19 protein-coding genes and 1 pseudogene are annotated in these 25,050 nt (G+C 72.6%); 12 read left to right on the top strand and 8 right to left on the bottom strand.

Annotation, left to right across the window (positions count from 1 at the left end; all coding sequences use genetic code 11):
• Positions 1 to 45 precede the first annotated feature (45 nt).
• The 3 genes from KDL01_RS21595 to gad all read left to right on the top strand — a co-directional run bounded on the left by KDL01_RS21595 (position 46) and on the right by gad (position 4,747).
• A complete protein-coding gene (locus KDL01_RS21595) occupies positions 46 to 1,356 on the top strand; it encodes a phosphodiester glycosidase family protein (RefSeq protein WP_212530373.1) in 1,311 nt (436 codons plus the stop codon).
• 105 nt (positions 1,357 to 1,461) lie between these two features.
• Positions 1,462 to 3,231, top strand: coding sequence for an NAD(P)/FAD-dependent oxidoreductase (locus tag KDL01_RS21600; RefSeq protein WP_212530374.1), 1,770 nt, complete (start codon positions 1,462 to 1,464; stop codon positions 3,229 to 3,231).
• 139 nt (positions 3,232 to 3,370) lie between these two features.
• On the top strand, positions 3,371 to 4,747 hold the full coding sequence (gene gad / locus KDL01_RS21605; protein WP_212530375.1) for a glutamate decarboxylase: 1,377 nt from the start codon (positions 3,371 to 3,373) through the stop codon (positions 4,745 to 4,747).
• A 22-nt stretch (positions 4,748 to 4,769) separates the two neighbouring features.
• On the opposite strand, the gene KDL01_RS21610 is transcribed toward gad, so the two are convergent.
• On the bottom strand, positions 4,770 to 5,486 hold the full coding sequence (locus KDL01_RS21610; RefSeq protein ID WP_307846494.1) for a DUF389 domain-containing protein: 717 nt from the start codon (positions 5,484 to 5,486) through the stop codon (positions 4,770 to 4,772).
• Between KDL01_RS21610 and KDL01_RS21615 the strand changes: the two genes are divergently transcribed.
• The 4 genes from KDL01_RS21615 to KDL01_RS21630 all read left to right on the top strand — a co-directional run bounded on the left by KDL01_RS21615 (position 5,426) and on the right by KDL01_RS21630 (position 11,945).
• Positions 5,426 to 7,987 carry an HAD-IC family P-type ATPase gene (locus tag KDL01_RS21615; protein ID WP_212530377.1) on the top strand — a complete coding sequence of 854 codons (2,562 nt, stop codon included), beginning with the start codon at positions 5,426 to 5,428 and terminating at the stop codon, positions 7,985 to 7,987. The genes KDL01_RS21610 and KDL01_RS21615 overlap by 61 nt on opposite strands.
• Before the next feature lie 91 nt (positions 7,988 to 8,078).
• Entirely contained in the window at positions 8,079 to 10,004 is a 1,926-nt protein-coding gene (locus KDL01_RS21620) for an acyltransferase family protein (RefSeq protein ID WP_212530378.1), read from the top strand.
• 210 nt (positions 10,005 to 10,214) lie between these two features.
• The gene (locus KDL01_RS21625; protein ID WP_212530379.1) at positions 10,215 to 10,838 is read left to right on the top strand and encodes a class F sortase; all 624 of its coding nucleotides are present in this window, start codon (positions 10,215 to 10,217) and stop codon (positions 10,836 to 10,838) included.
• Between the two features lie 360 nt (positions 10,839 to 11,198).
• Positions 11,199 to 11,945, top strand: a complete 747-nt coding sequence (locus tag KDL01_RS21630) for a sortase domain-containing protein (RefSeq protein ID WP_212530380.1) — start codon at positions 11,199 to 11,201, stop codon at positions 11,943 to 11,945.
• Between the two features lie 10 nt (positions 11,946 to 11,955).
• Here the strand turns inward: KDL01_RS21630 and KDL01_RS21635 are convergent, their stop codons facing one another.
• The gene (locus tag KDL01_RS21635; RefSeq protein ID WP_212530381.1) at positions 11,956 to 12,495 is read right to left on the bottom strand and encodes a suppressor of fused domain protein; all 540 of its coding nucleotides are present in this window, start codon (positions 12,493 to 12,495) and stop codon (positions 11,956 to 11,958) included.
• Positions 12,496 to 12,726: 231 nt separating this feature from the next.
• On the opposite strand from KDL01_RS21635, the gene KDL01_RS21640 reads away from it, so the two are divergent.
• On the top strand, positions 12,727 to 13,254 hold the full coding sequence (locus KDL01_RS21640; protein WP_212530382.1) for a hypothetical protein: 528 nt from the start codon (positions 12,727 to 12,729) through the stop codon (positions 13,252 to 13,254).
• 3 nt (positions 13,255 to 13,257) lie between these two features.
• A complete protein-coding gene (locus KDL01_RS21645; RefSeq protein WP_212530383.1) occupies positions 13,258 to 14,058 on the top strand; it encodes a hypothetical protein in 801 nt (266 codons plus the stop codon).
• Between the two features lie 30 nt (positions 14,059 to 14,088).
• Here the strand turns inward: KDL01_RS21645 and KDL01_RS21650 are convergent, their stop codons facing one another.
• Complete coding sequence (locus tag KDL01_RS21650) at positions 14,089 to 16,494, bottom strand: phosphoketolase family protein (protein ID WP_212530384.1); 2,406 nt, start codon at positions 16,492 to 16,494, stop codon at positions 14,089 to 14,091.
• A gap of 147 nt (positions 16,495 to 16,641) precedes the next feature.
• Between KDL01_RS21650 and KDL01_RS21655 the strand changes: the two genes are divergently transcribed.
• Positions 16,642 to 17,856, top strand: a complete 1,215-nt coding sequence (locus tag KDL01_RS21655) for an acetate/propionate family kinase (RefSeq protein WP_212530385.1) — start codon at positions 16,642 to 16,644, stop codon at positions 17,854 to 17,856.
• Positions 17,857 to 17,893: 37 nt separating this feature from the next.
• Here the strand turns inward: KDL01_RS21655 and KDL01_RS21660 are convergent, their stop codons facing one another.
• Together KDL01_RS21660 and KDL01_RS21665 are read right to left on the bottom strand one after the other, a co-directional pair.
• Positions 17,894 to 18,676 carry an ArsR/SmtB family transcription factor gene (locus KDL01_RS21660; protein ID WP_368861623.1) on the bottom strand — a complete coding sequence of 261 codons (783 nt, stop codon included), beginning with the start codon at positions 18,674 to 18,676 and terminating at the stop codon, positions 17,894 to 17,896.
• An 8-nt stretch (positions 18,677 to 18,684) separates the two neighbouring features.
• Positions 18,685 to 19,140, bottom strand: a complete 456-nt coding sequence (locus KDL01_RS21665) for an SRPBCC family protein (protein WP_212530387.1) — start codon at positions 19,138 to 19,140, stop codon at positions 18,685 to 18,687.
• Positions 19,141 to 19,264: 124 nt separating this feature from the next.
• Between KDL01_RS21665 and KDL01_RS21670 the strand changes: the two genes are divergently transcribed.
• Entirely contained in the window at positions 19,265 to 20,026 is a 762-nt protein-coding gene (locus KDL01_RS21670) for a class I SAM-dependent methyltransferase (RefSeq protein WP_212530388.1), read from the top strand.
• Positions 20,027 to 20,034: 8 nt separating this feature from the next.
• On the opposite strand, the gene KDL01_RS21675 is transcribed toward KDL01_RS21670, so the two are convergent.
• The 3 genes from KDL01_RS21675 to KDL01_RS21685 are packed head-to-tail and all read right to left on the bottom strand — an operon-like array spanning position 20,035 to position 24,621.
• Positions 20,035 to 20,889 (bottom strand): alpha/beta fold hydrolase, encoded by an 855-nt coding sequence (locus KDL01_RS21675; protein ID WP_212530389.1) that lies wholly within the window; start codon positions 20,887 to 20,889, stop codon positions 20,035 to 20,037.
• A gap of 45 nt (positions 20,890 to 20,934) precedes the next feature.
• Positions 20,935 to 21,639 carry an ABC transporter ATP-binding protein gene (locus KDL01_RS21680; RefSeq protein ID WP_212530390.1) on the bottom strand — a complete coding sequence of 235 codons (705 nt, stop codon included), beginning with the start codon at positions 21,637 to 21,639 and terminating at the stop codon, positions 20,935 to 20,937.
• 42 nt (positions 21,640 to 21,681) lie between these two features.
• Entirely contained in the window at positions 21,682 to 24,621 is a 2,940-nt protein-coding gene (locus tag KDL01_RS21685; protein WP_212530391.1) for an FtsX-like permease family protein, read from the bottom strand.
• Positions 24,622 to 24,827: 206 nt separating this feature from the next.
• Between KDL01_RS21685 and KDL01_RS21690 the strand changes: the two are divergent.
• A pseudogene (locus KDL01_RS21690) lies at positions 24,828 to 25,050 on the top strand (hypothetical protein); the annotation flags it as partial.

Here is a 25,050-nt window from a genome sequence, read left to right on the forward strand (position 1 = left end):
GCCACGCCCCGCTCCCGTTCGCCCCCGCCGCGAGGACCGAAACTGATGAATCCGGTACCCGAACCCGAAGCCTCGCCCGGCGAGGAGAGCGCCCCCGCCGCGGCGACCGCCGAACTCACCGTCGAGCCGGCCGTCGAGCCGGCCGTCGAACCGACCGCCGAACTCGGCCGCATCGGGCGCCGGCGCCGGCGCCGCGGTGTGCGCACCGCGCGCCGCGGTCGGCGCCGCACCTACTTCTGGCGCGCCGTGATCGGCGTGTTCGTGCTGCTGATCGGCTACGTCGGGGTGACCCTGGTGCCCTACCTCACCGCGCCGGGCACCGACCCGCTCAACGCGCGGGTGGCCGAGTGGGCCCGCGACCACGACATGAGCATGATCGTGACCTGGCTGGAGAACGAGACCTACAGTCCGCCGGCCACCGGCGGGAAGCTGGATGCCGGCCAGCTCGCCCAGCTCAAGGCCAGGAGCGAGACGGCGACGGGCGACGAGGCGGGGGCCCGGCCCAAGCTCAAGCTGGCCCCGGCGGACCGGCCCGCCGACATCACCCCGTTCGCGGCCGGCGCGGTCCCGGGCGAGGGCGTGTTCTCCCCGGCGGTCATCGGCCCGCTGGGCAACCCGATCGTGGAGACCGCGGCGCTGCGCCCGGACCCCGACCACACCTCCAACCTGGCCTACGTGGCCTGGCTCAACCAGCGCGCACTGCGCTTCACCCTGCAGCCCGGCTACCAGCAGCCAGGCGGCACCTGGAACGAGCCGGACTACCTCTCCTCGGACGTGCTCCCGCGCCTGGTGGCCACCTGGAACGGCGGGTTCAAGGTGGACCCGGACGACGCGATGGGCGGCTTCTACGAGGACGGGCACGAGGCGGTGCCGCTGGTGGACGGCAAGGCGGCCGAGGTGTTCTACCAGGACGGCACGCTCAAGATCGGCCAGTGGGGGCGCGACCTGACCATGTCCCCGGACGTCTCGGCGGTGCGGGAGAACCTGAACCTGCTGGTGGACAAGGGCGCGGTGACCGTCGGCCCGATGGACGGCTCGGGCGCGGACTGGGGCTACACCATCCGGGGCTGGTACTACATCGCCCGGTCGGGCGTGGGCATGACCGCGAACGGCGACATCGTCTACGTCGGCGGCACCGAGCTGTCCGTCTACACCCTGGCGAACCTGCTCAAGGCGGCCGGCGCGGTCTACGGCATGGAGCTGGACATCAACCCCGACTGGACCTCGTTCATGACCTACAACGGGCTGCAGGACCCGCAGCACCCGGCCGCGCAGAAGCTGTGGGACTTCGACCAGCCCTCCGACCGCTACTTCTCGCCCTCGGACCGGGACTTCGTCACGGTGCACGCGCGCTGACCGGCCCGCCTCCCGGCGTAATCAGCGCGCGCATATGCTGGCCTTTCCCTACTGTGGGACTGCTTCCGACACCTGTACCGAACACCTGTACTGAGAGGCGGTCCCATGAGCGAGCCCGAGCACGCCTGCGCGGTCCTGGTCGTCGACTCCGACCCGGTCGAGCGGGAGGAGACCGTCGACGGCCTGCGCCACCACCTCGGCCCGGCCGCCCGCGTGCACGGCGCGGGCGGCCTGCGCGAGGCCGCCGAGGTCCTGGCCCACCTCGCCGCCACCGGCACCCCCCTCGCCCTCGCGGTCAGCGCGCACCGGCTCGTGGACGGCACCGGGGTCGAGCTGTTCGGCCACGTGCGCGGGTCCTCGCCGACCACCAAGCGGCTGCTGCTGACCACGATGGACCAGGCCGACGCGGCGATCCAGGCGATCAACCAGGCGCAGACCGACCGGTACGCGGTACTGCCGGCGTATCCGCTCGAGGAGCGGATCCTGCCGATCGTGGACGACCTGCTCGGCGAATGGTTCGCCGAGCACGCGGCCGCGCAGATCGGGGTGACCGTGCTCGGGCACCGCTTCGCCGCGATCTCCTACACCGTCAAGGACTACCTGACGCGCAGTCTGGTCCCGTTCACCTGGATGGACCTGGGCGAGGACCCCGAGGCGCAGGCGCTGGCCCGGGACCTGAACCTGCCCACGCCCGCGCCGACCACGGTGCTGCTCGACGACGGCCGCTGCCTGTTCGACCCCTCCATCGCCGAACTGGCCAAGGTGCTCGGCCTCACCCAGGAGGCCACCCGCCAGTCCTACGACCTGATCATCGTCGGCGGCGGCCCGGCCGGCCTGGCCGCGGCCGTGTACGGGGCCTGCGAAGGCATGAGCGTGGTGGTGATCGAGGACGACTGCCCCGGCGGACAGGCCGGGGTCAGCCCGCGGATCGAGAACTACCTGGGCTTCCCGGCCGGCCTTTCCGGTGCCGACTTCGCCCACCGCGCGCTGGCCCAGGCCCGTCGGCTCGGCGTCGAGTGGTGCGCGGCCAAGGTGGCCACCGGCTTGGTGCCGGGCGGCGGCTCGCACATGGTCACCCTCGACGACGGCAAGACCGTGGTGGGCCGCACGGTGCTGATCGCCACCGGCATGACCTGGCGTCAGCTCGACGCGCCGGGCGTGGAGGAGCTGCACAACGCCGGGGTCTACTACGGCTCCTCGGAGGCCGAGGCCAAGCTGGCAGCGGGCGAGGACGTGGTGGTCGCGGGCTCGGGCAACCCGGCGGGCCAGGCGGCGCTGCAGTTCGCCGCGTACGCCCGGTCGGTGACACTGGTGGTGCGCGAGGACTCGCTGCGCGGCGGCGGCCTGTCCGACCGCGTCGCCGACCAGATCGAGCGGCGCGAGAACATCCGGGTGCGCACCGGGGTCGAGGTCGGCGAGGTGCGCGGCTACGGCCGGCTGGAGAAGGTCGTGCTGCTCGAGGCGGGCAGCGGCCGCACCGAGGTGATCCCGGCCAACAGCCTGTACATCATGGTCGGCACGGTGCCCTGCTCGGAGTGGGTGCACGGGGTGCTCGGCGTGGACGAGTTCGGCTTCGTCCTCACCGACGCCGAGGTGGCCCGGCGCCCGGAGCTGCTGCCCGAGCCCTGGCCGGACGAGCGTGCCCCCTACCTGTCCGAGACCTCGATCCCGGGCGTGTTCGCGGCCGGCGACGTGCGCGCGGGATCGGTCAAGCGGGTCGGCGCGGCGGTCGGGCAGGGCGCCGTCGCGGTGGCCGCGGTCGCGCACTACCTGCGCGGCCTGGCCGAGCAGGACGAGCGGGCCGCGCTCGAGGCCGGCCAGGCCCCTGAGGCGCTCGAGGCCCCGCCGCGCGAGCTCGAGGCGCCGCAGGAGTGAGTCAGGAGTGAGTGCCCTGAGGTAGGACGTCCGACGCCGAACGAGTGCGGTCGTAGGGCCTGGACCTGCGATCTCACTCGTTCGGTCTAATCCCGGCCCGGTCCGATTCGGGGCCCGCGGCGGCGGACATCGCCTGATCATGACGGTACACACCAGACACGCGCAGGTGGATCGGGCTCTGGCCCCTTCGCCGCTCTACGCCGGCTGCCTCGAGACGGAGATCCCGCGCGCGCACCTCGGCGAGCGCGGCATCGGCGCCGAACTCGCCGCCTCCATCGTGGCCGACGAGCTGCTGCTCGACGGCAACGCCCGGCTCAACCTCGCGACGTTCTGCGCCACGGTCGGCGAGCCGGTGATCGACGCGCTCGCGGCCGGCACGGCCCGGGTCAACATCACCAACCAGGACGAGTATCCGGCCTCGGTCGAGATCGAGCGGCGGCTGTGCGCCATCGTCGCGAACCTGTGGCACGCGCCCGCGGACTACGCGGCCGTGGCCACCACCGGCAGCTCCGAGGCCATCCAGCTCGCCGTGCTCGCCGCGCGCCAGCGCTACCGGGAGCGCGGCGGCACCGGCACCCCGAACCTCGTCTACTCGGCGGCCGCGCATCCCTGCTGGGACAAGGCCTGCCGCTACTTCGACGTGGAGCCGCGCCGGCTGCCCATCCCGACCACCCCGGGCGCCCCGGCGCTCGACCCCGCCGTGGTGCGGGCCGCGATCGACGAGGACACCATCGCCGTCGCGGCCACCCTCGGCTACCCGTCCACCGGCATCCTCGACGACGTCCACGGCCTGGCCCAGATGCTCGACCGGCTGCACCGCGACACCGGCCTGGACGTGGGCCTGCACGTGGACGCGGCCTCCGGCGGGTTCACCGTGCCCTTCAGCCACCCGGAACTGGTGTGGGACTTCGGGCTCGAACGCGTCGTGTCGATCAACGCCTCCGGCCACAAGTACGCCGGGGCGCCGCTCGGCCTCGGCTTCGTGGCCTGGCGGCACGACGAACTGCTGCCGGATCACCTCTGCTTCGACGTGAACCTGCTCGGCGGGCAGCCGGTGAAGTCCTTCTCGCTCACCTTCTCCCGCCCGGCCGCGCCCATCATCGCCGCCTACACCACGATGCTGCGGCTCGGCCGGGAGGGCTACACCTCGCTCGTCGCCCACGAACACGAGGTCGCCGCCCTGGTCGCCGAGGCGGTGGTGCGGCACGGGTTCACGCTCTGGGGTGACGGGCGCCAGCTGCCGCTGGTGGCCTTCAGCCTGCCGGTGGCCTCGCGCCGCAGCTGGGGCCTCGAACACCTCTCGGCCAAGCTGCGCGAGAAGGGCTGGCAGCTGCCGGTGTACGCGCTGCCGCCGGGCGCCGAGGACGTCCTGGTGGCCCGGGTGACCTGCCGGGCCGGGCTCTCGGCCGACCTCGCGCACAGGCTGATCGCCGACCTCGACGCCGCGGTGGCGGCCCTCGACGCGCACGAGGGCGGCCACCCGGACGCCCCGATCGAGGGCTTCCACCAGGCCTGACACCAGGCCCGCCGCGGTGGGATCAGCCTGCCGGCCGCGCGGTGGCGGCCACGGCCGGGCGCCGCTCCCGCACGCTCCGACGGCGCAGAGCCGCCCGGACCAGCGCGCCCGCCAACACGACGCCGGCCAGGCTGATCACCCACTGCTGCGCCGCGCCACCCCCGGCCGCGTACCGCCGCTCGTCGATGTCGATCGCGACGGCGGCCGCGGCCGGGATGGTGGCCAGCGAGACGAGCGCGCCCGCCAGCGAGTCGACCCGCGAGTCGACCCGCGGGTCGACCCGCGGGTCGACCCGCGAGTCGACCCGCGAGTCGACCCGCGCGGCGGTGTTCGACAGCGCCGTCGCCGCGCCGCCGAGCCAGGACACGACGAAGGAGAAGACCCCTGACCGCCAGATGAAGCCCGTGTTCGGATGCGGCTGCTGCGAACCGCCCGGCTCGTACAGTCCCGTGACTCGCATCGTCACGCCGAACAGCGCCGTGAGCGCGATCCCCGCCGCGAACGCGGCCAGCAGCGTCAGCAACGCCTGCTCGGCCGACCGCCATCGGCGCGCCGAGAGCGCCGTGGCCAGCGCGTCCGTCGGCCCGTGCGTCGGCCCGAGCACGACCGCGGCCGCGATCAGGACCGGATCATCGAGTTCGATCCCGCAGGCCGCCACCATCATCGCGATCGCCGTGAATGCCGGCTGCGCCCGCGTCAGCTGCGGCGGGCACGGCACGCGGGCGCGGAGCAGGGGCACGCGCCCCAGTGCGGCCTCGTCCGTTCGGCCCGTCCGGCAGGCACGCCGCACCGCGGCCCACCTACCGTGGACAGGTGGACGGCGTGCTCGAGGACCTCGCCCCCGACGGCCTGACCACAGCTCAGGTGGCCGAGCGGGTCGCGTCCGGCCGGACCAACCGGCTGCCGGTGGCCTCCAGCCGCTCCCTCGGCGCGATCGTCCGCGCCAACGTCTTCACCTGGTTCAACGGCCTGATCGGCACCCTGTTCGTGATCATGCTGGTGGTCGGGCCGTTCCAGGACGCGCTGTTCGGCTTCGTCATCGTCTTCAACGCCCTGATCGGCATCGTGCAGGAGTGGCGGGCCAAACGCACCCTCGACTCGCTGGCCATCGTCGGCGAGGCCAGGCCCCGGGTGCGCCGCGCCGGCGCCGAGCAGCAGTTGGCCGCCGAGGAACTCGTGCTCGACGACGTGATCCTGCTCGGGCCGGGGGAGAAGATCCCGGTCGACGGCGACGTGCTCGACGCCGCCGCGCTGGAGGTCGACGAGTCGCTCCTGACCGGCGAGGCCGACCCGGTGCGCAAGGGCCCGGGGGACCAGGCCCTGTCCGGCTCCTTCGTCGTGGCCGGCCGCGGCACCATGCGCGCCACGAAGGTCGGCGCCGACGCGCACGCGGCCAAGCTCGCCGCGGAGGCGCAGCAGTTCACCCTGGTGCGCTCGGAGCTGCGCGACGGCGTCTCCCAGATTATCAAGTTCCTGACCTATCTGCTGATCCCCGCGGGCATCTTGCAGATCATCGTGCAGACGGCCATCGCCGGCGGCGTGCGCGCCGGGATCAGCCGCACCGTGGCCGGGATCGTGCCGATGGTGCCCGAGGGCCTAGTGCTGCTGACCTCCGTCGCGTTCGCGGTGGGCGTGGTGCGGCTCGGGCGGCGCAACTGCCTGGTGCAGGAGCTGCCCGCGATCGAGGGGCTGGCCCGGGTGGACACCGTCTGCCTCGACAAGACCGGCACGCTCACCGAGGGCGGCATGCGGCTGAACGCGATCGAGACGCTGGAGACCGAGCTGACGGAGAGCCAGGTCCGCGACGTGCTCGGGGCTCTCGGCGCGCTCGAGGACCGCCCGAACGCGACCATGGCCGCCGTCATCGAGGCCTGTCCCGCCCCCGAGCCGGGCTGGCCGGCCGAGGGCATCGCGGCGTTCTCCTCGGCCCGCAAGTGGAGCGGTGCCGGTTTCGCCGACGGCCACGGCACCTGGCTCTTCGGCGCCCCCGACATCCTCGGCGCGGGCACCGCGGCGGCCGAGCTGGCCGAGCAGCGCGGCGCGGGCGGGCTGCGCGTCCTGCTGCTCGCGCGCTCCGCCGTCAGCCTGTCCGACGACGCCGAGTACACCACCGCCCAGATGAGCCCGGAGCCGGTCGCGCTGGTGCTGCTCGAACAGCGCATCCGCCCCGACGCCGCGCCGACGCTGGAGTACTTCGAGCGTCAGGACGTCCGGCTGAAGGTGATCTCCGGCGACAACGCGGTCTCGGTCGGCGCCGTCGCCGCCTCGCTCGGCCTGCCCGGTGCCGAGAGCCCGCTCGACGCCCGGGAGCTCGGCGCGTCGGCCGAGCGGGCGGGCACGGTCGAGACCGTGGATCGCGCCTTCGCCGACGCCGTCGCCGACCACTCCGTCTTCGGCCGGGTGACGCCGCGTCAGAAGCAGCAGATGGTGCTGGCGCTGCAGAGCCGCGGGCACACCGTCGCGATGACCGGCGACGGCGTCAACGACGTGCTCGCGCTCAAGAACGCGGACATCGGCATCGCCATGGGCTCCGGCTCGGGCGCGGCGCGGGCCGTCGCCCAGATCGTGCTGCTCGACGAGCGCTTCGCCACGCTGCCCTCGGTGGTGGCCGAGGGGCGCCGGGTGGTGGGCAACATCGAGCGGGTCTCGAACCTGTTCCTGGTCAAGTCCTTCGAGTCGTTCCTGCTCGTGGTGCTCACCGGCATCCTGCGCCTGCCCTACCCCTTCCTGCCGCGCCACACCACGCTGGTGAGCACCCTGACGATCGGCACGCCCTCGTTCTTCCTCGCGCTCGCCCCCAACCTCGCCCGCGCCCGCCCCGGCTTCGTCCGCCGGGTGCTGCGCTTCGCCGTCCCGGCCGGGCTGGTCAACGGCGCGGCCGCGTTCGTGTCCTACTACCTCTCCCGCCTGCCCCCCAACGCGACGCTGCCGAGCGAGCAGACCTCGGCGATGATCACCCTGTTCACCGCCAGCCTCTGCGTGCTCATCCTGGTCGCGCGGCCGTTCGCGTGGTGGAAGGCCGTGCTGGTGGGCACGATGGCCGCGCTGTTCGTGCTGGTCTCGCTGATCCCGGCCGGCCGCCGGTTCTTCCAGCTCGAATACGGCGGCTGGCAGCAGGTGCTGACCTCCCTCGCGGTGGCCGGCTGCGCCGCCGTCGCGCTCGCCGTGCTGTGGCACCTGGCCCGGGCCCGCGACGAGGATCCGCTCGCGTCCGGCTCATCCCCCACTCGAACGGACTAATACGCGACGCGCCTCGCTGACCGAATACGCCCCAGACGGCCCTGGCGTCGAAGGGCACACGACAGGGACGGGTAACCGAATGAGCGTGCGCTTGCCTTCCCCGCAGCGGGTTTCCGGACTCGACGGCCTGCGCGGCCTCGCGGTCGCGCTGGTCGTGGTCTTCCACGTGTTCCCGAACACGCTGCCCGGCGGCTTCCTCGGTGTCGACGTGTTCTTCGTGCTCAGCGGCTATCTGATCACCGGTCTGCTCGCGCCGCGGCTGCGGCCGCGCACGGCCGACGAGCCCGACCCCGCCCGCCTCGTACTGCGGCGCTTCTGGCTGGGCCGGGTGCGCCGGCTCGCGCCGGAACTCGTCGCGGTGATCCTCGTGGTCTGCGTCGCCGCGCGCTATGCCGGGCCCGGATTCGCCGCGGGCCTGCGCAGCCAGGTCGGCGCGGCCCTGGCCTCGGGCACCAACTGGCTGCTGATCGTCCACGGACAGAACTACTTCGCCGCCTTCGCCGCGGCCGCCGGGCATCCGCCGGTGCTGCAACACCTCTGGTCGCTCGCGGTGGAGGAGCAGTTCTACCTGCTCTGGCCGTTTCTACTCTGGGCGCTCCTGCGCACCCCGTTCCCGGCGCTGCTCGCCGCGGCCGGCTCGATCACGGCGTTCACGCTGATGGTCACTGACGCCGGATCAGGCCCGGCCGACTACTACGGCACCCTCACGCACTGCGGCGGCCTGCTGCTCGGCGCCGCCGTCGCGCTGCGGCTGCCGCTCGACCGGATGCGCACGCTCGATCCGACGCGCGACGCCAGGGTGCTGCGGGCGCTCGGGCGGTGCGGCCTCGGCGGCATGATCGTCGTGTTCGTCCTGGCCGCCTGCCTCAACGGCGAGACCACCCGGCCCGAGTGCGGCGGGATCGCGCTGGCCAGCCTCGCCGCCCTGGTCGTCCTGCTCGCGGCGGTCTGCGACACCGACGTCGCGCGGATGCTCGAGTGGCGTCCGATCGTCTACCTCGGCAGCCGCTCGTACGGCGTCTACCTGTGGCACTGGCCGCTGATCGTGCTGATCGGCGCGCCGAGCGCGGCGGAGGGCTTGCGCGCGGCGGCGGGCCGGGGCGCGGTCGAGCTCGCGCTGCCGATCGTGCTCGCCGCGCTCAGCCACCGCTTCGTCGCGCGGCCCGCCCGCCGCTTCGACCCGCGGGCCGCCTGGGCGCGGCTGACCGGAAGAACGGACACATCCGTATGGTCGACCCGGGCCGCGGCCGGACTGGCCGTGGCCGCGCTGCTCCCGGCGATCCTCGGCTTCGCCGGCGCGCCACGCGTCGACCCGCAGCAGTCCGCGCTGGAGTCGCAGATCTCCGCCGGCAGCGCCGTCGCCGCCGCGAGCATCTCCAACAGCGGCACGTCGGGGGCGGCCCAGGGCGATGCGTCCGGCCAGGCGCCCGCCGGCGCGTCGGCCAAGCCCGCGCAGCCGCAGGCGACCGGACAGCAGAACCGGAACTCGTCCGCGTCCGCACCGGACGGGCTGCCGGCTGACGGCCCGCCGGATCCCGTGCTGGGCCAGGCGACCACCGCCGTCGGCGACTCCGTCCTGCTCGCCGGCGCCGAATCGGTGGCCACGCGCCTGCCGGGCATCGTGATCGACGCGAAGGTGGGCCGGCAGATCTACGAGGCGCCGGACGTGCTCGAGGACCTCGCCGCGCGCGGGCTGCTGCGCCACTTCGTCGTCCTCGCCCTCGGCACCAACGGCGACACCACCGAGCAGACGCTGGACCGGATCAGGCAGATCATCGGACCGGGCCGGGTCCTCGTACTGATCACCGTGCACGTCCCGCGCTCCTGGCAGCAGACGGTCAACACCCTCTACGTGGACTACGCCGTCTCCCACCGCGACAGCCTCCTGATCGACTGGAACGCCACCGTCTCGCCGCATCCCGGGCTGCTGTGGATCGACGACACCCATCCCCGGCCGGCCGGCGCCGAGGTCTACGCGAACCTCCTCGCCGACAGCCTGGCCGGCGTCGGGGACTGACGACACGGGCTGACGCCGCCGCCTGAGGCCGGCTCGGATCCGCGTCCCGGCGTCCTCACCCGAATGTCCCCGTCCCGCGCAACACTCGGACCCGACCGGGTATCACGGCCGCGAACAACCGCCGCAGTCGACGTCCGCCGCAGGACGTCGTCCACCCTTCGGGAGCGTGCCTTGGACGAGAGTGCCCCAGCGAGATCTCGCCGCAGCCGCGTGCTCGGGTGGGCCGCGCTCGGCGTCGTGGTGTTCGGCGCCATCAAGATCGTGCACTCGCAGCAGGCGCCGTCCGGGCCGCCGAGCCCGGCCGCCGCGGCCTACCTGCCGCCGGCGCCGCCGGCGGGCTCGATCTTCGCCGACCCGCTCGGCTTCTCCCCGCCCGTGCACATCGACATCCCCGAGGCGGACATCCACGCCGACCTGCTCAAGGTGGGCCTCGACCCCGACGGGGGCCTCGGCGTCCCGCCGCTGGACCAGGCGCAGAAGGCGGCCTGGTACGACAAGGGCCCGGCGCCCGGCCAGGTCGGCCCGGCCGTGATCGACGCGCACGTCGACTCCAGCGAGACCGCGGGCTACCGCGGCGCGTTCTACAACCTCGGCGAGGTGCTGCCCGGCGAGCAGATCCAGGTCACCCGGGCCGACCACACCGTCGCCGTGTTCACCGTCGACTCGGTCCAGCAGGCGGCCAAGGACCAGTTCCCCACCAGCCGCGTCTACGGCTCGGTCGGCTACGCCGCGCTGCGCCTGATCACCTGCGGCGGGGACTTCGACTACGCCAAGCACAGCTACGTCGACAACACCATCGTCTACGCCCATATGAGTGAGACGGACGGCCGTTGATCAGTAAGAAGGCCCATAAGAACATTGCTGCGCGCGCGTGATCATGCCTCGGCGAACGGGTGGACGGTCCGATGATCCAGATCATCCGCCTGAGGCTGCGGTAGCACCGAAGTGACCCACCGGCAGATCCCGGCGGCACCGAGGAGGCGAGCGATGAAGGGCACGGACGCGCAGGGGCAGTGGCACGGGCAACGGCGGGTGCAGGCGCGCGGGCAGGTGCCGGTACCGCCGCAGGGACAACCGCGACGGCGGGCTCCCGACCAGCCGCAGCCGCAACCACAGACACGCCCGCAGCGCCCACCACAGCCGACGCGGCAGCCGCCACGGCCCCCGGCGCCCGGCACGCGGGGGCCGCAGGATGTGCTGCGTCCTCGGCCTCGGCCCCGGCGCGCCCGAGGCCGCAATCCGCGGCGCACCGGCGGGCTGCTGCTCGCCGTCGGGACGCTGCTCGCGCTCGTCGGCCTGTCCACCATGGGCCAGCCCGCGCAGTCCGGGGACGCGCGCGCCACGGTGAACGGGGCGGCCGATGCCCCGTCAGCCCTCGAACTCCTGCCGGTGCAGGTGCCGTTCACGCGCGCCGTGGACGACCCGGTGCCGCTCGACCGGCTCTTCGGCCCGAAGCCGATCACGCCGATGAGTTTCTCCGTGCCCGTACACATCTCCGTCCCGCGGGCCGGCATCGACGCCGACGTCACGCCGGTCGGCCTCGCCACCCGCAGCGCGCCCGGGGTGCTGCCGCTCCGGAGTGCCGGGCAGGCGGCGTGGTACGACCTCGGGCCGGCCCCGGGGCAGCTCGGCGTCGCGGTCGTGGACGCGCACGTCGAGACGGACACGTCCGACGACGTACGTCCGGGCGACACGCTGGAGGTCACCAGGGCGGATCACAGCCTCGCGGTCTTCACCGTCGACGCGACCGAGCAGGTCCCGAGTTGGCGCACGTACGCGGGCCGGCCGCAGTTCGCCGGCCCCGCGCCCTACGCCGCCCTCAGCCTGGTCACCTGCTCCGGATCGCTCGACACCTGGCGGCACGGCTGCCTCGACCACACCATCGTGCACGCGCACCTCACCTCCGGCCGCCCCCTGGCCGCCTCGGTCCGGGCGTACTGAGCCGGAGCGATCAGACCACTGATGCCCGGTGCAGGTCGACGAAGTCGGGATCGCTCCGCGCGAACAGCTCGCCGAGCGCCTCGGCGCCGTGCTCGACCAGGTACACGGTCTCGGCGTCGCTGATCGGCAGCGCCTGGAGCCAGGCCACGGTCTTCCCGTCGTAGACGTGGGCGCGCAGGGCGTGCTCGTCCCAGAGGTAGGGCTCGACGAAGTGCAGGTTGGGCACGGAGGTGTCCGGGTAGTGCAGCCGGACCACGCCGGGGAACGCGCCGCCGGGCCGGGCCCGGTATCCGCTGTTGATGACGCAGAAGGCCGCGGTGGACAGGACCTCGGCGAACTCGGGCCGGTTGCTCACGGCCACGATCTCGACGCCGAGCGGCGGGTCGACCTCGTAGCCGTCGTCCGGGTGGTCCGACAGGCCGATGGTGCAGAAGGAGATCAGGCCGCGTTCGGGTACCTCGGTGCTGTGCAGTACGTGGATCTCAGAGGTCTCTGCCCGGTCCAGGTAGCCGACGACGCTGCACCGGCTGCCGTGGAAGACCGCGCGCACGTCCTGCGCGATCTGTTGGTTCGTCCGACCGGGTGACCGGGTTGGGCTCGATGGGTTCGGTGACTTCGGTGAGTTCGCCACCGTCCGGAGTCTAGGCCGACGCGGGCGTGAACGGCAGGACCGGTTTGCCGGTGCCGGAGTCGCGGGAGTCTCGCGCGAGCCCGGCCCCCGCCGCCGCGCAATCCCGCCGGGCACTTCCGGGGTGCGCGCCCGGCTGGTATAAACCCCAGCATGGGCCCGCAGGACGCCATATCAGACTACTGCCCGCACTGCCGCAGATCGGACCGGATCGTGCGTGCCGTGGACGTGCGCCAGGACGCCGCGGCGTCGCCGCTGAGCAGCGTGGACGTGGCGTTGCCGGGCTACGAGATGTGGTCGGGGATGCTGGTCGGCGGGGTGGCGCTGCTGTTCCTGGGGGCGATGGCCACCCTCGGTTCGGCAGGCCTGGACGGCAACGACGTGGCCGGGGTCCTGATGGCCGCGGCGATGGTGCTCGGCGCCGTCGGCTACGCCCGCACCCGGCGCAACGTCGCCCGGATGCGCAGCCTCGAGCCGATCGTGCGCGACTACCACGCGGACGCGCTGTACTGCGAGCACTGCGCGCGCATCCACTTCCGCACCCACCGGCTGCCGCCCGGGGTGGACTCGCGGGTGGCCTGGACCGTGCCGGACTACCGCAGGGAGCTGTGGTACGCCTGCGGCTTCGCGAAGACTCGGGCGTGGGGTCCGGCGGGCGAACGGCCGAGGCGTCATCCTTGAGGGGTGACGCTCCGTGAGATCCCGCTGCTCGTCTGGTTGACGGCCGTTCCCCGGCCCGTGCCGCACGCGGTGCGCGAGGCGGTCACGGCGGTCACCTCGGTGGACATCGACGTGCACACCAACGACAGCGCGAGCACCGGCGTGCAGTTCGCCATGCTCTGCAGCTTCGTCGGGACCTTCATGGTCACCCGCCTCGTCGTGCGGCTCATCCGCTCCGGCCGCGGCCCGTTCGGCAACGTGCGGGTGGGTACGGTGCACGTGCACCATCTCGTGCCCGGGATCATCATCATGCTGGTGACCGCGCCGGTGCAGTTCATCATCGCTCCGCACGGGACCGTACGTACCGTGCTCGCCTGCATCTTCGCCGCCGGGGCCGCGCTCACCCTGGACGAGTTCGCGCTCTGGCTGCACCTGACCGACGTGTACTGGGAGGACCAGGGCCGCAAGTCCGTGGACGCGGTGGTCTTCGTCGCCGGCATCGGCACCCTCGCCACGCTCGTGTCCGACCCCTTCTCGCGCGAGGAGGGCGAGAGCCTGTGGTTCTACTTCCTCTACCTTTTCATCACGCTGGCGTTCGTCGTGGTCGCGCTGTTCAAGGGACGGCTGTTCATGGGACCGGCCGGGGTGCTGGTGTTCCCGCTGGCCGTGGTGGCGGCGCTGCGCTTGGCCAAGATGGGCTCGCCCTGGTACAGCCGGTTCTACGTGGAGGGGTCGAAGAAGCAGTTGAAGTCGCAGCGCCGCGCCTCCCAGCGGGGTCTTGAGGCGCGGCTCAAGCAGCTGGTGAGCGGAATACCGCACCACTGACGCCGCGCGGCAGGCACGGGCGAGCGCTCGTCACGCGTACGGCCAGACCCAGTCCTTGATCTCGGGCAGGTCGTCGCCGTGTTCGCGGGTGTACGCACGGGCGCGCAGACGGGAGTCGAGCATCTCCTGGCGCAGGTGCGCGCCGCGGTCGGCGAGGCCGGGTACGCGGTCGATGACGTCGATGACGAGGTGGTAGCGGTCGAGGTCGTTGAGCATGACCATGTCGAAGGGGGTTGTGGTGGTGCCTTCTTCTTTGTAGCCGCGGACGTGGAGGTTGTCGTGGTTGGTGCGGCGGTAGGTGAGGCGGTGGATGAGCCAGGGGTAGCCGTGGTAGGCGAAGACGATGGGCTTGTCCCGGGTGAACAGGGCGTCGAACTCACGGTCGGACAGGCCGTGCGGGTGCTCGGTGTCGTCCTGTAGGCGCATCAGGTCCACCACGTTCACCACGCGGATGCGCAGGTCGGGCCAGCTCTCCCGGAGGATCGCCACCGCCGCGAGCGTCTCGAGGGTGGGAGTGTCCCCGGCGCAGCCGAGCACGACGTCAGGGTCCTGGCCCGAGTCCGTGGAGGCCCACTCCCAGATGCCGATGCCGCGGGTGCAGTGCAGGATCGCCTCGTCCATCGACAGCCAGTTGAGCGCGGGCTGCTTGCCGGCCACGATCACGTTGACGTAGTGGCGGCTGCGCAGGCAGTGGTCTGCCACGCTCAGCAGGGTGTTGGCGTCCGGCGGCAGGTAGACGCGGATGACGTCGGCTTTCTTGTTCACGACGTGGTCGATGAAGCCGGGGTCCTGGTGGGAGAAGCCGTTGTGGTCCTGGCGCCAGACGTGTGAGGTCAGTAGGTAGTTCAGGGATGCGATGGGGCGGCGCCAGGGGATGTGGCGGGTGGTTTTGAGCCACTTGGCGTGCTGGTTGAACATCGAGTCGACGATGTGGATGAAGGCTTCGTAGCAGGAGAAGAAGCCGTGGCGGCCCGTCAGCAGGTAGCCCTCGAGCCAGCCCTGGCAGGTGTGCTCGGACAGGATCTCCATCACCCGGCCGTCGTGGGCCAGCGCCGCGTCGTCGTCGGGCTTCGCCTCGGCCATCCATGACCGTCCGGTGGCTTCGAACAGCGCGCTCAACCGGTTCGAGGCGGTCTCGTCCGGGCCGACGACGCGGAAGTTGCGGTGCTTGACGTTCTTGGCCATCACGTCGCGCAGGAAACCGCCGAGGACGCGCGTCGCCTCCGACGTGGTCACACCGTGGCCGGCCGCGTCGACCTCGTAGTAGCGGAAGTCGGGCATGTCGAGGTCGCGCAACAGCAGTCCGCCGTTGGCGTGCGGGTTCGCGCCCATCCGCCGGTCGCCCTCGGGCGCGAGCGCGGCGAGTTCCGGGCGCAGGGCGCCGGCCGCGTCGAAGAGCTCCTCCGGCTGATACGAGCGCATCCACTCCTCGAGCTGGTGCAGGTGCGCCGGATTCTCGTGCAGGCCCGAGAGCGGCACCTGGTGTGCCCGCCAGTTGCCCTCGGTGCGCTTGCCGTCCACCTCCTTCGGACCGGTCCAGCCCTTGGGGGAACGCAGTACGATCATCGGCCAGGCGGGCCGCTCCACACCCTCCGGGCCGTCCTTGCGCTGCTGGGCCCGCGCGGTCTTCTGGATCTTCGCGATCGCGTCGAGGGCCTGGTCCAGCGCGGCGGCGAAGGCCTGGTGCGCGGCGTCGTGGTCGTCCGGGTCGGTGATCTCGACCGTGATCGGGCGGTATCCGTAGCCGGACAGCAGCTGGTCGAGTTCCTCGGGGGAGATGCGCGCCAACACCGTGGGGTTGGCGATCTTGAACTCGTTCAGGTGCAGGATGGGCAGCACCGCGCCGTCGATGGCCGGATCGAGGAACTTGTTCGAGTGCCAGGACGCGGCGAGCGGGCCGGTCTCGGCCTCACCGTCGCCGACGACGCAGCACACGACCAGGTCGGGGTTGTCGAACGCGGCGCCGAACGCGTGCGAGAGCGCGTAGCCGAGCTCGCCGCCTTCATGGATCGAGCCCGGTGTCTCCGGCGCGACGTGGCTGGGGATGCCGCCTGGGAAGGAGAACTGCCGGAAGAGCTTGCGCAGGCCCGTCTCGTCCTGGCCGATGCCCGAGTAGACCTCGCTGTAGGTGCCCTCGAGATAGGCGTTCGCGACCAGGCCGGGACCGCCGTGTCCGGGCCCTGTGATGTAGATCGCGTCCAGGTCGCGGGCGCGGATGGCCCGGTTCATGTGCGCGTAGATCAGGTTCAGCCCGGGGGTGGTTCCCCAGTGCCCGAGCAGCCGCGGTTTGACGTGTTCCGCCTTGAGCGGTTCGCGCAGCAGGGGATTGTCCAGCAGATAGATCTGACCCACTGACAGGTAGTTCGCCGCCCGCCAGTACGCCTCGATGAGCTTGAGCTCCTCGCGGCTGAGCGGTCCCGTCTTCCCGGTCGCCATGGGCCGTCCCTTCGCTTCGGGTCGAGTCTGTGCGGGCACGGAATGCGCCTTCCGATTCTCCCCACGGCTCCGGCGCATGCGCCCGTTCCGGTACTCCGAACGTGACCCGGTCCGGCGGCGCGGAGGACTGGCCGTCAGAATGGAGCCATGACGCAGGCCGTGCTGGTACTCAATGTCGGTTCCTCTTCGATCAAGTACCAGTTGCTCGCGCTGGACGACGCGGGGGAGGGCGAGCGCCTGGCGACCGGCCTGGTCGAGCGCATCGGCGGCCAGGACCCGGGCAAGCTCAGCCATCGCCCGGCCGGCGCCGAGGCCCTGGAGTGCACCGAGGTGTTCGCCTCGCACGCGCAGGCCCTCGACGCCGTTCTCGACGCGTTCCGCACGGCCGGGCCCGACCTCGACGAGGTCAAGCCGACGGCGGTCGGGCACCGCGTGGTGCACGGCGGGTCCAGGTTCACCACGGCCACCGTCCTCGACGACGAGGTGGTCTCCTCCCTCGGCGAACTCAATCCGCTCGCCCCGCTGCACAATCCGCCCAACCTCACCGGCATCGAGGTGGCGCGCGCGGCGTTCCCCGGCGTGCCGCAGGTCGCGGTGTTCGACACCGCCTTCCACCAGACCCTGCCGCCGGCCGCCTACACGTACGCGGTGCCGCGCGAGTGGCGGGAGGAGTACTCCGTGCGGCGCTACGGCTTCCACGGCACCTCGCACGCCTACGTCTCCCGCCGCGCGGCGAGGTTCCTGGCGCGTCCGGTCGAGGAGGCGAACGTGATCGTGCTGCACCTGGGCAACGGCGCGAGCGTGTGCGCCGTCGAGCGCGGGCGCAGCGTGGAGACCTCGATGGGCCTGACGCCGCTGGAAGGCCTGGTCATGGGCACGCGCAGCGGCGACCTCGACCCGGCCGTGCCCGCCTACCTGCAGCGGGTGGCCGGACTCGACGCCGACGCGGTGGACCGCGTGCTCAACCGCTCGAGCGGGCTGCTCGGGCTCGCCGGGAGCAACGACCTGCGCGACGTGAACCGGGATGCCGAGGCGGGCGACGAGGACGCGCGGCTGGCCCACGCGGTCTACTGTCACCGCATCAGGAAGTACGTGGGCGCGTACTACGCGGTGCTCGGCCGGGTCGACGCGGTCGTGTTCACCGCCGGAGTCGGCGAGAACGACGCGCGCACCCGGGCCCTGAGCATGCAAGGCCTCGAAGGCCTCGGCATCGAGGTGGACCCGGTGCGCAACGCCTCGGCCGAGCGCGGCGAGCGGTCCGTGTCCGCTCCCGGGACGCGAGTGCCGGTGCTGGTGATCCCCACGGACGAGGAGATCGAGATCGCCCGGCAGACGCTCGGCGCGCTCGGCCACGCGGCGTGACGCGGCGCGGCGCGGCGCCGTGCTGGGGCCGGTCGGCTCAGGCCTTGACCTCGCCCGTCTCGAGCAGCGTCTTGAGGTCGGAGAGCACGAGCGGCCAGCCGCCGCTGATGCTCGCGAGCACCCGGCTGCCCGGCGCGAAGCCGTCGTGGGTCACCGTCAGGCGCACCTTGTCGCCGATGTCTTCGAGGTCGAAGGCCACCTTGGAGCGCGGCTCCGGCTCCCCGCCCTGCTCCTCGCAGGAGCCGGTGACGGCGTGCCAGGTGTAGGCGAGCCGGCGGTAGGGGTCTGATTCGAGCACGACCTGCTCCGGGTCGTCCGCCACGGTGCCGTCGGTGCGGGTCACCGTGACGTGCGAGCCGGGCTTCCAGTCGGACTCGAAGGTCATGCCGCGCCAGTAGCGGCGGGTGAACGCGGGCTCGGTCAGCGCGCGCCAGAGCTGCTCGGGCGTGGTGCGGATATAGGTGGTGTAGACGAACTCGGGCCGGCCCGAGGTGTCGGCGGCTGCGTCCATGGAAGTGCCCTCCAGTGCCAGTTTCAGGTCCGCCAGGGCCTCGACCCGGGCCCGGTCGTACTGGTTGATCCACCGTTCGCCGATCTCGTTGATCGGCGCGGCGTTGAGATAGTGCAACTTCTCCCGGCCCCGCCAGACCGCGGTGACCAGGTTGGCCTGCTCCAGCACCGCCAGGTGTTTGCTGACGGACTGCCGGGTCATGTCCAGGCCGGCGCACAGCTCCCGCAGGGTCTGCCCGTTGCGGGCGTTGAGACCGTCCAGGAGCAGGCGCCGGCTCGGATCGGCCAGGGCCTTGAAAACCTCGTCCACTCCCGTCCCTATGCCCAACTGCTGATCATGGGCATCTCGGCGTCCGGCTGCCACCGGCCGTCCTCCAGTCCCGTCTTGAGGCTGATCAGGTACTGGGCCCAGCGGGTGGAGCAGTGGTGCAGGAACTCGGCCGGCTCGCGCCAGTCGCCGTGGGTGAACCTCACCACCGTCTCGCGCTCCTCGGGGCCCGGGTAGAGCTCGAAGGTGAGGGTGGTGCCGATCCAGTCCTTCGGGCCCTCGACGCACTCCCAGACGACCCGTTCGGACGGGGTGAGCTCGGTCACCCGCATGACCGCGGCGGGCACGTCCCCGCCGCCGAAGTAGAACTCCAGGTTCCCGCCCTCCCGGTCGTCCCCGCGCACGTCGCGGGTCCACCAGCCGCGCAGCCCCTCGATCGTGCCGAGCTTGTCGAACACCTGCTGCTGTGGGGCGAAGACGCCCACCCGGTGCCGGATGTCGGACATGGCCGTGCCTCCCGTTTCCACCGTATGCAACCGTTTGGCTGCATGTTCACCATAGGCAGCCGAGCGGCTGCATGTCAAGAAAACCACTCGACCGCGGCGGGCCGGGCAAGATCTCATGGCCGCCATGACCGCCTTCGCCGCAAGCGCCGAGCACGTGGAACTCAACCGACGGCACTGGGACGAGCGGGCCGCCGCCTGGCACGGCCCGCTCGCCCGCGAGCACTGGGCGGCCGAGCCCTGCTGGGGGCTGTGGGGCACGCCCGAGGCGGAACTGGGCATGCTCGACGCGGTGGCCGGGGCGGACGTGGTCGAACTCGGCTGCGGCACGGCGTACGTGTCCGCATGGTTGGCCCGCGCCGGTGCGCGTCCGTTCGCGGTCGACGTCTCGAAGGAGCAGCTGGCCACGGCGCGGGCGATGCAGGCGGAGTTCGGCCTCGAATTCCCGCTGCTGCTCGCCGACGCGAAGCGGCTGCCGCTCGAGGACGACCGGTTCGACGTCGCCGTCAGCGAGTACGGCGCGTCGCTCTGGTGTGATCCGCACCGCTGGATCCCGGAGGCCGCCCGCGTGCTGCGGCCCGGCGGCCGCCTGCTCTTCCTGCGCCGCTCACCTCTGTTCGCGCTGTGCACGCAGGTCGACGGACCGGTCGAGGCCGTGCTGCGCCGCCCCCAGTTCGGGCTGCGCGGCGTCGGGGACGACACGCGCATGGAGTTCACCGTGCCGCACGGCGAGATGCTGCGGCTGCTGCGCTCCTGCGGCTTCGTGGTCGAGGACCTGATCGAGATTCAGGCGCCGGACTCGGTGCCGCGCGAGTACGAGGACGTACCCTCCGCGTGGGCGCGGCAGTGGCCGAGCGAGGAGATCTGGAAGGCGCGGCTGGCCGGGTAGGTACGCGATCAGAGGTCGAGCATCGCCGCGGCGATCTCGTCGGCGGCCGCGGCGGGGATCGCGGTCGCGGCCTTCTCGAGCACGAGCAGCCGCGCGCCGGGAATCTCGCGCGCGAGGGCTTCGCCGTTGCCGACCGGGAAGAACCGGTCGTGGCGGCCGTGCAGCACGAGCGTCGGCACCGCGAGTTCGGGCAGGCGCTCACGCCAGCGCGGCGCGCAGTCGATCCGGGCGAAGACCGTGCCGAGCTGGTTGGCCATCTGGACCGAGCGCGCCGTGCCCTGCGTGCGGTCGAAGATCCGCTCCGCGGTGGCCCGTGCCGTGTCGGGGTCGTCGCCCGAGATCGCCGCCGCGGCGGCCGCGAAATCCGCCACCGCGCCGCGGTCGGACCAGTCGGGCTTCGGCAGCTCGAATCGCAGTTTCATCGCGGCCTGGTCGTGGTCGGGCAGATCCTCGTCGACCGGGCCGGGCGCGACCGGCCGCGTCCCGGCCAGGGTCAGCGCGCGGAAGGCGTGCGGGTGCTCGAGCGCGGCCACCTGGGCGACCATGCCCCCGACACCGATACCCGCGAGATGCGCGGGCCGGTCGTCGAGGGCGCGGGCGAGCGCGGCAGCGTCGGCGGCGAGATGCCGCAGCGTGTACGCGGGCTCCTCGGGGTCGAGCGTGCTCGAGGCGCCGGAGTCACGCAGGTCGTAGCGAACGACGTGACGTCCGCCGCGCGCGAGCGACTCGCAGACCGCGTCCGGCCAGGACAGCATGGTCATGCCGCCCGCGAGCAGGATCAGGGGTGCCGTCGCGTCGCCGAAGTGCTCGACCCCGAGCGTGACGCCTTCGGGCGAGCGCAGCGTGTGGACCGTCGCGGACATCGTCGACCTCCTGGACTACGGCGGGCCCTGGCGGCGCCCGTCCGGTTACGAGCCCTCACTCGCCACGTCCGAGACTATCTTCCCGTCCCGCAGCGTCACGATCCGTTCGGCGCGCTCGGCCACCGCGTGCTCGTGCGTGGCGGTGACCACGGTGAAGCCGTACTGCTCGGCGAGCTCGTGGATCAGGTCCATGACCCCCTCGCCGGTGGCCGAGTCCAGCGCGCCGGTCGGCTCGTCCGCGAGCAGCAGGGCCGGGCGGCCGATCAGGGCCCTGGCGATGGCCACGCGCTGCTGCTGGCCGCCGGACAGCTGCGAGGGCAGCGCCTGGTGCCGGCCGGCCAGGCCCACCGCGTCGAGCAGCTCGCCGGCGCGCGCGGCCCGGTCGAAGTCCACCTTGCGCGGGAGCACCGGGGCGAGCACGTTGTCCAGCGCGCTCAGCGCGGCGAGCAGGTGGAAGCGCTGGAAGACGAAGCCGACGCGCTGGCGGTAGCGCGCCGCGGGGCCGCGCCCGAGCGCGGTCACCTCCTCGCCCCCGACCGTGATCACGCCCTCGTCCGCCTTCTCGATCGCGCCGATCAGGTGCAGCAGCGTGGACTTGCCCGAACCGGAGGCGCCCACCAGCGCCGTGCGCGAGCCTGCCGCGAGGTCCAGATCCACCCCGTCCACGGCCGTGATCAGGCTCTCGCCCCGGCCGAACCGCTTGACCAGACCCTTGACCTCGACGGCGGTGCCGCCCTGTCCCTCGGTCATCGAACCCTTCCTTCCGTTCCGACGCTGGTGTGCGGACACGGCCTACTCCAGCGCCAGCGTCTGCGCGATCGGGCGGCTCGCTGCGGCCCTGGCCGGGATCAGGCTGGCCGCGGCCACCACCGCGCAGGCCACCACGGCCAGCGCGCCGAGCGCCGCGTACACCGGCCAGGGGGCGGCGCCGGTCAGCGCCCAGGTGCCGCCGAGGCCGAGCAGCGCCCCGGCCAGGCAGCCGAGCGCGGCCAGCAGCGCGCCCTCCCACAGAATCAGCCTGCGCATGTCCTGGGCGCTCCACCCGGTCGCCCGCAGCGCCGCCAATTCCCCCTCGCGTTCGCGGATGCCGAGGTAGAGCGCGTCGGCGGTGGCGGCCACGGCGAGCGCCAGCGCGAGCAGCGCGGCCAGCGCGTCGGCCGCGCGCACCTGAACGCCCACCGCGTCGGCCAGCAGGCTGCCGGTGGCCGAGCCGTCGAACGCGGCCTCGACCCCGACCACGTTCGCCACCGCGCCGACGCCGATGGTCAGCGCGCCCACCGCGGCGGCCGAGCGCAGCGGCGCCCTGGCCATCCCGCGCCACGCCAGGGCCCTGATGCTGCGGGTACGCCGGGCCTTGCCCCGGGTCCGGGTCACCCGCGGCCGCAGGCCCGCGCCCGGATGCGCCCGGCCCGCCGCCACCGCCGCGGGCAGCGCCGCGAGCAGGCCCACGGCCAGCGCCGCCGGGATCGGGACCAGGATTCGGTCGAGGTTCGTCTGCACCCCGAAGAGCAGGTCGAGCGGCCAGGCCAGCGCGGTGCCGAGCAGCCCGGCCGCGGTCGCGATCGCCGCCACCTCGGCCAGTACCAGCGCCGCGAGCCGGCGCGGCCGCCAGCCCACGCAGGCCAGCACGGCCAGTTCCGCGCGCCGGGCCCGGACCGAGGCGGAGACCGCGTTGCCCGCGAACAGCAGGCACACCAGCAGCACCAGGACGAACAGGGTGGCGCTGCGCTTGTCCACCGCGTGCACCAGGGCCACCGCCACGCCCTTGCGCGACCACGGCTCGGTCAGGCTCAGCGCCGGACGGCCGAAGTCGCCCGCGGGCAGGTCCACCGCCACGCCGGTGGGGGAGGAGCCGGCCACCACGTCCACCTCGAGCCCGGTGGCCTGCTTGATCTCCTTGGCCACGGCCTGCAGGCGGGTCGCGGAGGACTGGTTCACCCCGTCCACCCCGGAGACCCGGACCTGGATCTCCGAGATCGGCGCGCGGCTCTGCGGGTCGGAGCCGTCGAGGATGTACGAGAGCGAACCCAGCGTGGTCAGGATCTGCGGCGGCGAGGCGATGTAGGAGCCCGCGTCCGCGCCCGAGGTGAGGCAGCCGTTGCCGAGCAGCTTCTGTGACGCGGTGTCGGCCCCGCATGCCTGCGAGGCCTGATAGGTCTCCAGGGCGACCGAGGAGAGCGCGGGGAACTGGCGGACCTTGGAGGGGTCGAAGATGCCCACGGTCACCGGGAGGATGATGTCACTGGAGCGTGTATTGCCCCGCTCGGTCAGCGGGCGCAGCGCCGTGTCACCCTTCTCCAGGGTGAGCGGTTCGTCTCCGGCGTAGTCCGACGCGCTCGGCGAGGTGCCGTGCGCGGTCGGGGTGAGCGCGCCCGCCGGGTCGGTGACGTACGTGGGCTGGCCCGCCTCCTCGCGCGGGTCGAGGTTGGTGCCCTCGATCAGCGGGCCGAGCTTGGCCTGCTGGAAGTTCTGCACGGTGGTGGAGCCGAGCACGGTGGTCGCGTAAGCACTCTGCGCCGACGCGGTCCGAGTGGCGCGCGGGGTGGCGGGCAGCGCGGAAAGTTCCTTGCCCAGTGTGTCCACGGGGACCTCGTAGCGCTGCGCCGGAAGACCGGAGACGGTCGATACGACGGTGGAGAGCGACTCGTCGATCTGGGCTTGGTCGGAGTACTCCACCGGCACGCCCACGAACAGCGACGTCGATCCCGGCATCCACTCGTCCAGGTCGATCCGGGGTTTGTCGGCCGTGCTCAGCTCCTGGCCCTTGACCGTGGCCGTGTCCAGCGAGACCAGCGCGTTCTCGCTGGCCGGATCCACGGCCGCGAGCAGCAGCGGCATCTCCCAGGTCTCCGGGACCTCCAGCCGCTTGGACGTGGTCGCGACCGGCGCGTCGGTGGCTCCGCCGTCCTCGCCGAAGGCGGAACTCAGCAGGTTGTCGGTGGTGTAGGTGCCGTCCGGGTTGAGCTGCGCCACGATGATCGGCCCGGGCGAGGTCGGCTGGGTCGTGGTGCCGGACGGGGTCAGCGGCTCGCCGGTGCAGACGGGTTCGAGCTTCCCGCCGGGCAGCACCTCCACTGGCACTCCGAATCCGGCCACGGCCGAGCTGGTTCTACACGGCGTCAGATCGGGCGCGACAAGCTTGCCCCGGTAGTGGTAGACCGGATCCATGATCTTGACGCCGTCGGGCGTCGTCCCGCCGCCGAGCGGCGCCGGGACCCAGGTCGGCCAGAGCACGGGGTTGCGCGTGACGTAGACGTAGGTGCTGAAGCTCTCCGGATTCTTCGACAGCCCGTGGTCGGTCACCCAGGTGCCGTCCAGCTTGAGCAGTTGCTGGGTGCGGCTCGGATCGACCTGGTCGGTCACGTCGGCGAGCGAGGAGCCGAAGACCTCGACGTAGCCGAGCATCGCGATCGGCGCGGCCACCTGCACGCCGGCCAGCTTCTGCACCTTCTGCCACTGCGCCGTGGTGATCCCGCCGTACTGGCCGGAAAGGAAGTTCCCGCGCACCAGTCCGTCGGTGGCCTCGTACGCGCTCTGGGTACCGGCCGGACGGACCAGAATGTCGTACGCGCCGCGGCTGTTGGCCTGCACGAAGCCGCTCAGCCTGGTCTGCTGGGTGGAGACCGATCCGGTCAGGATGGTGAATCCGGTGACCGCGGCGAGCAGTGCGAGCAGCAGTCCGGCCGCCCGGCCCCGACCGTGTCTGACCTGGGACCAGACCCAACGCGTCATCGTGTACGCACTCCCCGTTCGGCCCCGGCCCGCCCCCTGGCGCGCCCCCGTGATCCGCGTGCGACGACCCTAGCAGGGTTCGCCGACATGGTCTATACCAATCGCATGTGAGTCAGGGCTCATATGCCGTGTCATCTCGTCGTATTACCTGCTCCGGCCGGGTGAATACCGGTGACCCGGGGCCGTCCGGCGGCGTTGTCCTTGGCATGGACGTGGAGAACATCGATGCCCTGAGTCCGGCGGAGCTGGACGCCCTGCTCGAACGCGCCCTCGACCCGCAGGTCCCGGTGGAACTGCTCTACGCGGTGCTCGAGCGGATCGATCGGCTCGAGCGGGAGGCCGCGGCCGCCCGGGTGCCGCAGGCCGAGGCCCTCGCGCTGCCGGGGCCCGGGCCGGCCGGCGCCGACGCACCGCCGTACCCGCCCGCGC

This window comes from Actinospica durhamensis (assembly GCF_018139695.1).
GTDB lineage: Bacteria > Actinomycetota > Actinomycetes > Streptomycetales > Catenulisporaceae > Actinospica > Actinospica durhamensis.

Excerpts from the sequence above, each read along its gene's own strand:
- KDL01_RS21655 (WP_212530385.1), top strand. The coding sequence starts at position 16,642 with ATGACGCAGGCCGTGCTGGTACTCAATGTCGGTTCCTCTTCGATCAAG.
- KDL01_RS21615 (WP_212530377.1), top strand. The coding sequence starts at position 5,426 with ATGCCGGCTGCGCCCGCGTCAGCTGCGGCGGGCACGGCACGCGGGCGC.
- KDL01_RS21675 (WP_212530389.1), bottom strand. The coding sequence starts at position 20,889 with ATGTCCGCGACGGTCCACACGCTGCGCTCGCCCGAAGGCGTCACGCTC.
- KDL01_RS21665 (WP_212530387.1), bottom strand. The coding sequence starts at position 19,140 with ATGTCCGACATCCGGCACCGGGTGGGCGTCTTCGCCCCACAGCAGCAG.
- gad (WP_212530375.1), top strand. The coding sequence starts at position 3,371 with ATGACGGTACACACCAGACACGCGCAGGTGGATCGGGCTCTGGCCCCT.
- KDL01_RS21640 (WP_212530382.1), top strand. The coding sequence starts at position 12,727 with ATGGGCCCGCAGGACGCCATATCAGACTACTGCCCGCACTGCCGCAGA.
- KDL01_RS21670 (WP_212530388.1), top strand. The coding sequence starts at position 19,265 with ATGACCGCCTTCGCCGCAAGCGCCGAGCACGTGGAACTCAACCGACGG.
- KDL01_RS21685 (WP_212530391.1), bottom strand. The coding sequence starts at position 24,621 with ATGACGCGTTGGGTCTGGTCCCAGGTCAGACACGGTCGGGGCCGGGCG.
- KDL01_RS21650 (WP_212530384.1), bottom strand. The coding sequence starts at position 16,494 with ATGGCGACCGGGAAGACGGGACCGCTCAGCCGCGAGGAGCTCAAGCTC.
- KDL01_RS21680 (WP_212530390.1), bottom strand. The coding sequence starts at position 21,639 with ATGACCGAGGGACAGGGCGGCACCGCCGTCGAGGTCAAGGGTCTGGTC.
- KDL01_RS21595 (WP_212530373.1), top strand. The coding sequence starts at position 46 with ATGAATCCGGTACCCGAACCCGAAGCCTCGCCCGGCGAGGAGAGCGCC.
- KDL01_RS21600 (WP_212530374.1), top strand. The coding sequence starts at position 1,462 with ATGAGCGAGCCCGAGCACGCCTGCGCGGTCCTGGTCGTCGACTCCGAC.